This window comes from Rhodococcus sp. BH5 (assembly GCF_027583855.1).
GTDB lineage: Bacteria > Actinomycetota > Actinomycetes > Mycobacteriales > Mycobacteriaceae > Rhodococcus_F > Rhodococcus_F qingshengii.
In genome coordinates this window covers 45071-52685 of record NZ_JAJHVW010000021.1, presented here as the reverse complement: position 1 = coordinate 52685, position 7615 = coordinate 45071, and the positions used below count along the sequence as shown (strand labels likewise).

The following is a 7615-nucleotide window of genomic DNA, read 5'->3' as shown; positions in this document are numbered from 1 at the left end:
GTCTTTTCGTTGCCGCTCAACACCGAGACCAGCACCTTCACGGTCGGCGGAAATTCGGCAGTAGATGAAAGCTCGCATGGCGCCAACAGTACGTCATGTACAGTGACTGTTGTACTGGTTCATGCTGATCATGGTGCTGGGCGCCGAGATCACCGGGGCTTCGGCGATCGTGAACGACTGGGTGCCGTCGATCCCGCAATGGGTTGTCGCCCTGGTTTTCGTGGTGTTCTTCGCCGTGGTGAACCTGGCGAAAGTCAGCAACTTCGGTGAGTTCGAGTTCTGGTTCGCCGCAATCAAAGTCACCGTCATCATCGGCTTCCTGATCATCGGTGTCCTGCTGGTGTTCGGCCTCCTGCCCGATACCGACCCGGTCGGTACGAGCAATCTGTTCGGCCAGGGCGGCTTCATGCCCAACGGGCTGTCCGGCATTGCCGCAGGACTTCTCGTCGTGGCATTCGCCTTCGGTGGGATCGAGATCGTCACCATCGCCGCAGCCGAATCCGAGAATCCGGAACGCTCCATCGCCGTCGCTGTCCGGAGCGTCGTGTGGCGCATCAGCGTCTTCTACATCGGCGCCATCTCGATCATGGTTCTGGTGCTGCCCTGGAACGACCCCGAACTCGAGAGCGGCCCGTTTGTGGCCGTCCTGAACAAGGCGAACATTCCAGGCGTTGCCGGGTTCATGGAACTCGTCGTAGTGGTGGCGTTGCTTTCCGCCTTCAACGCCAACATCTACGGCACCTCTCGCATGGCGTTCTCACTTTCGCGCCGCGGCGACGGACCCGCCTTCATGGCGAAACTGTCGAGCACCGGAGTTCCGACCAATGCCGTTCTGCTGTCGGTGTTCTTCGGCTTCGTCAGCGTCCTGCTCAACTGGCTGCTCCCCGACGACCTGCTCGGCATCCTGCTCAACGCAGTCGGCGCTGCGCTGCTGGTCATCTGGATCTTCATCGTCGTCTCGCATCTGCGACTGCGAAAACAACTCGAAGCGTCGGGCAAGCTGACGGTTCGGATGTGGCTGTTCCCGTATCTGAGCTACGCGACACTCGCGATGCTTGGCGTCTTCGTCGTCCTCATGCTCTTCGACGCCGATGCCCGTGCACAGTTGATCTCGACCACCGTGTTGTTCCTCGTGATCGCGGCATTGGGTTTCCTGAACGCCCGTTGGCGTAAGCAGAATCAGCCCGTCTGATCCGTGTGCCTATGCATCCCGCCTGTTCACGACGACGATGCTGAGACCGAATACGACGAGCACGAAGAGGGCGAAGTAGATCAGGCTGCCCCAGGGTCCCCAGTGGAAATCGACGCCACCGCTGGAACCGAGAAAGTTGTTGGCGTTCATGAACGGCAGGAACGGCATGATCTTCTCGCCGATACTTCCGAACAGGTTGAAAAGATTCTCGATCAGCAAGGGCCACAACAGCAATAATGCGATCGCACCTGCAGACTGCCGGAGCAACGCGCCCACTCCGACTGCTAGAACTACGCAGAAGAACGCGTAGATCGGTGTTCCGTAGACGACCCGCCAGTTCTCGTCGCCGGACAGAGTCAAGAATCTTCCGGCGTCACCTGCCGTGGCCTTCGTGAGGGCGAAGGCGCCGAACGACAACACGAGAGTCAGCACCGCTCCGAACCCACCGATGAGGCCCGCTTTGGCGACGAGCACCGAGGCGCGGTTCGGAACTGCCTGGAAGGTGGTGCGGATGGTCCCGAAACGATATTCGCTGGTGATCGCGAGAGCCGCCATGATCATCAGAACCAACACACCGAAGCCGGTCACTCCACTGAGTGCCCCCGAAACTGTCGGCATCATTGCACCGTTGGGGCTGCTGAGCGACGACTTGGCGCTCAGTCCGAAAACGGTAGCGAGTCCCAACCCGAGCACGATGATGATGATCGTGCACCACAGCGGCGACTTGGTCGTGGTGATCTTGATACGTTCAGCACTGAGAACAGCCATTACAGTGCACCTCCCATAGCCTGCTGCGTGTTTGCCTGCTGTGTATTTGCGTGGTGTGCACCGACACCCGGATCGATACCGGATGCGTGGTACTGGACATCGTCCCCGGTCAACTTCATGAACGCATCCTCGAGCGACCCCTGCTGAGAAGCCAACTCGTACAACACGATCCCCTGCGAACCAGCCAAACCACCGATCACATCGGTGGTCGAATCCACCACCACCAAAGCCGGGGCAACACCGGAACCGTCCTCACGCACCGTCAACCCCTGCGAGAGCAACACACTGCGCAACGCATCGAGCTGAGGACTACGCACCCGCACCGTCGACTCCGACGAACGATCCACGAACTCCGCAACCGTCGAATCCGAAATCAACCGACCCCGACCGATCACCACCAACTGCTCCGCCGTGAGCGCCATCTCCGACAGAAGGTGACTCGACACCAACACCGTGCGGCCCTCGGCCGCCAACCGCTGCATGAACTTACGAATCCAGACGATGCCCTCCGGATCGAGACCGTTGACCGGCTCGTCGAACAACAACACCTTCGGATCCCCCAACAACGCACCCGCCAACCCTAGACGCTGCGACATACCCAACGAGAACCCGCCGGCCTTCTTACCCGCCACCTCGGACAACCCGACCAACCCGAGCACCTCGTCCACGCGGGACTTCGGGATCCCGTTCGAAGCAGCCATCCACTGCAGATGCGCACGCGCACTGCGATTGGGGTGCACCCACTTCGCATCCAACAACGCACCCACCGTCCGCAACGGCGTCTTGAGCTCCCGGTACGGCTTGCCCTCGATCAACGCCGCACCCGACGTCGGCTGATCCAAACCCAGGATCATCCGCATCGTCGTCGACTTACCAGCACCGTTCGGGCCCAGGAAGCCCGTCACGATGCCCGGCTTGACCGTGAACGACAAATCGTCCACCGCTTTCGTCGGTCCGTAAACCTTGGTCAATCCCCTCAGCTCGATCATGAGGACCAGTCAACCATGAAAACCGAACTGTCGGAACTTTCAGACGCCAACGGAGAAAGGCGTTGCGTCCGTTCGCTGTCGAGGCTAGTATCGAATGTATGTTCGACACTACCGGGGGGTAAAAGTGACGACGTAAGTATCTGAACAGGCCATATCCAAACAGGCGATATCCGAAGAGACCATCGGACAATTCCGAGCATCACTCGTCAGCATGGATCGATCCATCGACAACGCAGCACGCGTGGATCTTCTGCGCGCTTTGGAAGAGTTGAAGGCCAGTTGCGCTGGTGCCCAGGCATTGCTGGCTGCCGATCTCGACGCGTTCACCCGCAACGACCGCAGCGAACGGGGAGTGCCGCGCGCATACCAAGGCCGTGGAATCAACGCGCAGATTGCCCTCGCACGGCGAGAGTCGGCTTGGTTCGGAACTCAGCATCTGAACCTGGCCCGCGCACTGAACGACGAGATGCCGCACACACTTCGACTACTCGTCGACGGCTCCATCAGTGAGCATCAGGCGACGATCCTCATGCGCGAGACTTCATGTCTCACCGCCCAGGATCGCGCTACGTTGGATCGCGAGTTCTGCTGCGACGCTGCAATCTTGGACGGATGCGGCAACCATCAACTGACACAAAGAATCCGCGCACGCGCTGCCGAAATAGACTCCGACAGTGTTGCCAGACGAGCACGCAAAGCCGTGGGAGACAGACGAGTGACGTCACGGCCTGCGCCCGACACGATGTGCTGGCTCAATGTGTTTCTTCCCGCGGCCGAAGGTATCGCCGTGCACGCCACGCTCAGGCGCGACGCAGATTCCGTACTTGCCGGCGGGGACAAGCGCACCCGAGCGCAAATCATGGCTGATCTCCTGGTCGAGCGGGTTACCGGAATCGGCCGCGCCACACCGACACCCGTCACCGTGAATCTGGTTGTCTCCGACCAGTCATTGTTGGGCGACAATTCCGCCCCGGCGTACGTCCACGGGTACGGACCTGTACCAGCCGCTATTGCACGCGAATGGATCACCAAGGCCAGCGAAGACTCCGAAACGGTGGCAACGGTCCGAAAGCTCTACGCACGCCCCGATACGGGCGCGCTGACCGCAATGGAATCCACGGCGAGAACCTTCCCGAAGGGGTTGGCGCGATTGATCGAACTCCGTGATCGAAGCTGCCGTACTCCGTGGTGCGACGCGCCGGTTCGCCACCGCGACCACATTCGCGATCACTCGAGGGGTGGACTCACCAGCGCAGCCAACGGTGCCGGGTTGTGTGCGGCATGCAATTACGCGAAACAGGGCTCGGACTGGACTGCCGAACCTGTACCAGGTAACCGGCACACCTTCACCACGACGACACCTACCGGGCACCGGTATTCGTCTGAGGCTCCGCCACTTCCGGCACCCTGGACCAGTCCGGATGCGGCCTAAGTTCCTCGGTGAGCCAATGCGTTCACGAACACCTCGGAAATCTCCGAGGGGTCACGAGCGATGTACGTCGAACCGCCCGTCACGCGGGAGATATCGGCGAGCGCCGCCGCATCTGCGTCATCGGTGATGCCGATGGTGACGATGATGACCGGACGCGCCGGATCCTGCTCGCGTGCAAGAACATCGAGTAACTGTTCACGGCTGATGCTGTCAGGATCTTCGTTTGCGCCGTCGGTCAAGATGATGACGCTGTTGACCGCTCGCGGATCGTACGATTCCTGAACCTTACGGAATGCGGCCAGAGTCGTGTCGTACAAACCTGTGGCGCCACGTTTGAGTTCGGTGAGCCGGTTCGCCTGATCTGCCATCAACTTTCGTTGAGTCACACCGTCGACGATCGTGTCGTAGCGCCTGATCGGCACCAATTCCTGGAAGTCCTGGGTTCCGTTCATACCTTGGGAAAACGCCCAGAGACCGGCAGCGACGCTGTCTGGGAAGACCTGATTGCCGGCCAGAGCAGCAGCAGTGGTCAACTGCATGCGCGTCTTGCCGCCTGCCGCCGGGTAGTCCATCGACGCAGACACGTCGATCGCAACGAGTGTCCGGATCGGCTTGGCCATCAGAGCCCAAGCGCCCAGTGTCTGATCGGCCACCGACTGTTCGGACACGGTCAGTGCCGTGACGTCACCGACTCCACCTTCGACGGCTCCACCGCCGGAAGTACGGAACCCGCTGCGCGTCAGCACTTCCTGAGCAGATTCACTGTGCAACAGCTCGGCGATGGCGTCACTCTTCTTGGCTGCGGCGTAGTGCCGGTCCGGTGCCGAAGCACTGACCACCAGGGGGTAATCCATGATCATGGTTCCCGTCGCCGGTACTGTCGCGGAAATCTTCGACTCAGCCTTCGTGAACTCGACGACCTGTTGCTCGGTCGAAACACCGACCTTTCCGGAGCTGACCAATTCGGTGAGCATCTTCTGTCCTACCGGCTGATCTTCGGTACGAACACTCTCCGCTTGCGCATGGGGTACGAGTGCCGCTCGAACGGATTCGGAGGTGGCCCCGGTCTCCGCGAGAGCTCCGAGAATGGGCGCCGACGCAACCCCTGTGAACAACGGATTGCCCAACGCCAGGTCGGGAACCTGAAGCGCCGTGAGCCAACTGGCAAACTGTTCGCCACCGCCGGAGGCGAGAACGACAGGCGAGGTGGCGATCGAACCTCCCGCGGCAGCGACCGGCCCCTTGGCCGTCAATGCAGCTTTGCCGACCCACGCTGTCGAATCCGGTATCCACATGTCCGGCGCGTCCACGCCCTTACCCAGGGTTCCCGCAACGTCCCCGGGCAGCGCAGAGGTAACCGTGATCCGCGAACAGCCTGTCTGCTCCGGCGACGATTCTGCGAGGATCTCCGTGACTGCCGGCGCGATCGCAGGATCCGCTGCCAGCGAGTACTCGTCGACGCTCTCGCAGGAATCGGACTGTGTTGCCTTGAAGACCACCACCCCGGTGGCGATTACCGCGACGGCAACCAACCCCCCCACTGCGTAGAACCCGATCGACCGCCCGCTGTCAGGACTCGAATGCCGTCCGCCCGCCATGAAATCTGCCCTTCCGAGGCCACTCGCACTCAGGCATACCGACGGTATGCGCGCGACTGGAACTGTCCCTACCGGGCGGTAGTGTAGCCAAGAACACAGAAATTCCAACTAGCGCTGAATCGTCGGAGAACCGGCGAGCCCACATTTCGGGACAGGCCGGCCGAATTCACGAACCTTCAAGCGTCGCAGCGACTTTTCAGCAAACTGACCTGCCTAGAGCAGCTCACGCTTCTGAACCTTGCCCATCGCGTTACGTGGCAGAGTCTCGGCAAATCGAACCTCACGGGGACGCTTGTGCGCCGACAACTCCGCCCCGACCAACTCGACCAATTCGGCTTCGGTGACCTCGGGAGTCCCGGGCTTACGGACTACGACGGCGATGATCCGTTGCCCCAGATCGGCGTCGGGGACACCGATCACCGCAACTTCGGACACCGAAGGGTGCCCGAGGATGGCGGTCTCGATCTCGCCGGCGCCGACTCTGAATCCACCGGATTTGATCAAGTCGATGGATTCGCGGCCGACGATTCGGTGGAACCCACCCTCGTCGATGACGGCGACGTCACCGGTCTTGAAGTAGCCGTCCTCCGTCCAGGACTCGGCGGTTGCGTCCGGACGGTTCAAGTAGCCGTCGAAAAGCATCGGCCCACGTACCTGTAGGCCGCCGATACTCTGGCCGTCGTGCGGCACATCGTTGCCCTTCTCGTCACGAAGACGAGTCTCGACTCCGCGCAGCGGCACGCCGACCCACCCCGGGCGTCGCTCGCCGTCGAAACGCGTGCTCAGGGTCAGCATCGTCTCACTCATGCCGTAACGCTCGATGAGCGTCAATCCTGTTCGCTCCCGCAGCTTTTCGAAGACAGGCACGGGAAGCGGCGCACTACCGGAGACCAGAAGTCGGGCACCGGACAACGCGCGGGCAGCTTCTTCGTCTTCGGCGATACGCGACCAGACGGTGGGGACACCGAAGTAGAGGGAGCCTTTGGCCCTTGCGTAGTTTTCCGGCGTCGGCTTGACGGTGTGGATCACCCGGCTGCCGATCCGGAGGGGGCCGAGGATTCCGAGAATCAGTCCGTGCACGTGGAAGAGCGGAAGCCCGTGTACGAGGGTGTCTCGCCACGTCCAGTCCCAGGCCTCGGCGAGCGCGTCGAGCCCGGCTGCGATAGCCGAGCGACTGAGCAGAACGCCCTTCGGTGGGCCGGTAGTTCCGGACGTGTACAGGACGAATGCTGTGGACTGCGGTGCCGGTTCGGGATAGCTGTGCCACGAGCGAGCGTGCAATCGGACGGGAACCACGGGCAGACCTTCGCAGTGGTCGTCCGTTTCGCCGAGCCACGCCTGGGCACCGGAGTCACGCAGAATGTGCTCTCGCTCAGCCTTCCCCGAGTCCGGCGGGACCGGCACAACGGTGACGCCGGCAATCAACGCCCCGACGACGGCGAGAATCGTTTTTGCTGTGGGAGTTGCCAATACGGCAACCCGATCGGCCTGCGCCACTCGCTCCGCGACCGAGGTCGCGGCACCGAGAATGGCACTCCGCGAGAGAACCGTGTCACCGATCGTCACGGCGTCATCGAGGTCGTCACCGCGGGCAACAGCAAGGGGGTTCAAGGATCTCAGCAGCACCACGACAGCA

The 7615-nt window shown here is 61.7% G+C and carries 5 protein-coding genes and 1 pseudogene; 2 read left to right on the top strand and 4 right to left on the bottom strand.

The genetic code is table 11. The annotated features are described in order from the left end of the window. Positions 1-109 precede the first annotated feature (109 nt). Positions 110-1192, top strand: a pseudogene (locus RhoBH5_RS29945) (amino acid permease); the annotation flags it as partial. Between the two features lie 9 nt (positions 1193-1201). Here the strand turns inward: RhoBH5_RS29945 and RhoBH5_RS29940 are convergent. Together RhoBH5_RS29940 and RhoBH5_RS29935 are read right to left on the bottom strand one after the other, a co-directional pair. Next, positions 1202-1960: an ABC transporter permease gene (locus RhoBH5_RS29940; RefSeq protein WP_065455456.1), complete on the bottom strand. Its 759-nt coding sequence runs from the start codon at positions 1958-1960 to the stop codon at positions 1202-1204. Next, the gene (locus tag RhoBH5_RS29935; protein ID WP_058038516.1) at positions 1960-2949 is read right to left on the bottom strand and encodes an ABC transporter ATP-binding protein; all 990 of its coding nucleotides are present in this window, start codon (positions 2947-2949) and stop codon (positions 1960-1962) included. The genes RhoBH5_RS29940 and RhoBH5_RS29935 overlap by 1 nt, the downstream gene beginning before the upstream one ends. A 211-nt stretch (positions 2950-3160) precedes the next feature. On the opposite strand from RhoBH5_RS29935, the gene RhoBH5_RS29930 reads away from it, so the two are divergent. Further along, complete coding sequence (locus RhoBH5_RS29930) at positions 3161-4381, top strand: HNH endonuclease (RefSeq protein WP_231915225.1); 1221 nt, start codon at positions 3161-3163, stop codon at positions 4379-4381. Here the strand turns inward: RhoBH5_RS29930 and RhoBH5_RS29925 are convergent. After that, entirely contained in the window at positions 4378-5979 is a 1602-nt protein-coding gene (locus tag RhoBH5_RS29925; RefSeq protein ID WP_118603639.1) for a substrate-binding and VWA domain-containing protein, read from the bottom strand. The genes RhoBH5_RS29930 and RhoBH5_RS29925 overlap by 4 nt on opposite strands. Before the next feature lie 213 nt (positions 5980-6192). Then, positions 6193-7605: an acyl-CoA synthetase gene (locus RhoBH5_RS29920; RefSeq protein WP_270009204.1), complete on the bottom strand. Its 1413-nt coding sequence runs from the start codon at positions 7603-7605 to the stop codon at positions 6193-6195. Positions 7606-7615 lie beyond the last annotated feature (10 nt).

Excerpts from the sequence above, each read along its gene's own strand:
- RhoBH5_RS29925 (WP_118603639.1), bottom strand. The coding sequence starts at position 5,979 with ATGGCGGGCGGACGGCATTCGAGTCCTGACAGCGGGCGGTCGATCGGG.
- RhoBH5_RS29930 (WP_231915225.1), top strand. The coding sequence starts at position 3,161 with ATGGATCGATCCATCGACAACGCAGCACGCGTGGATCTTCTGCGCGCT.
- RhoBH5_RS29935 (WP_058038516.1), bottom strand. The coding sequence starts at position 2,949 with ATGATCGAGCTGAGGGGATTGACCAAGGTTTACGGACCGACGAAAGCG.
- RhoBH5_RS29940 (WP_065455456.1), bottom strand. The coding sequence starts at position 1,960 with ATGGCTGTTCTCAGTGCTGAACGTATCAAGATCACCACGACCAAGTCG.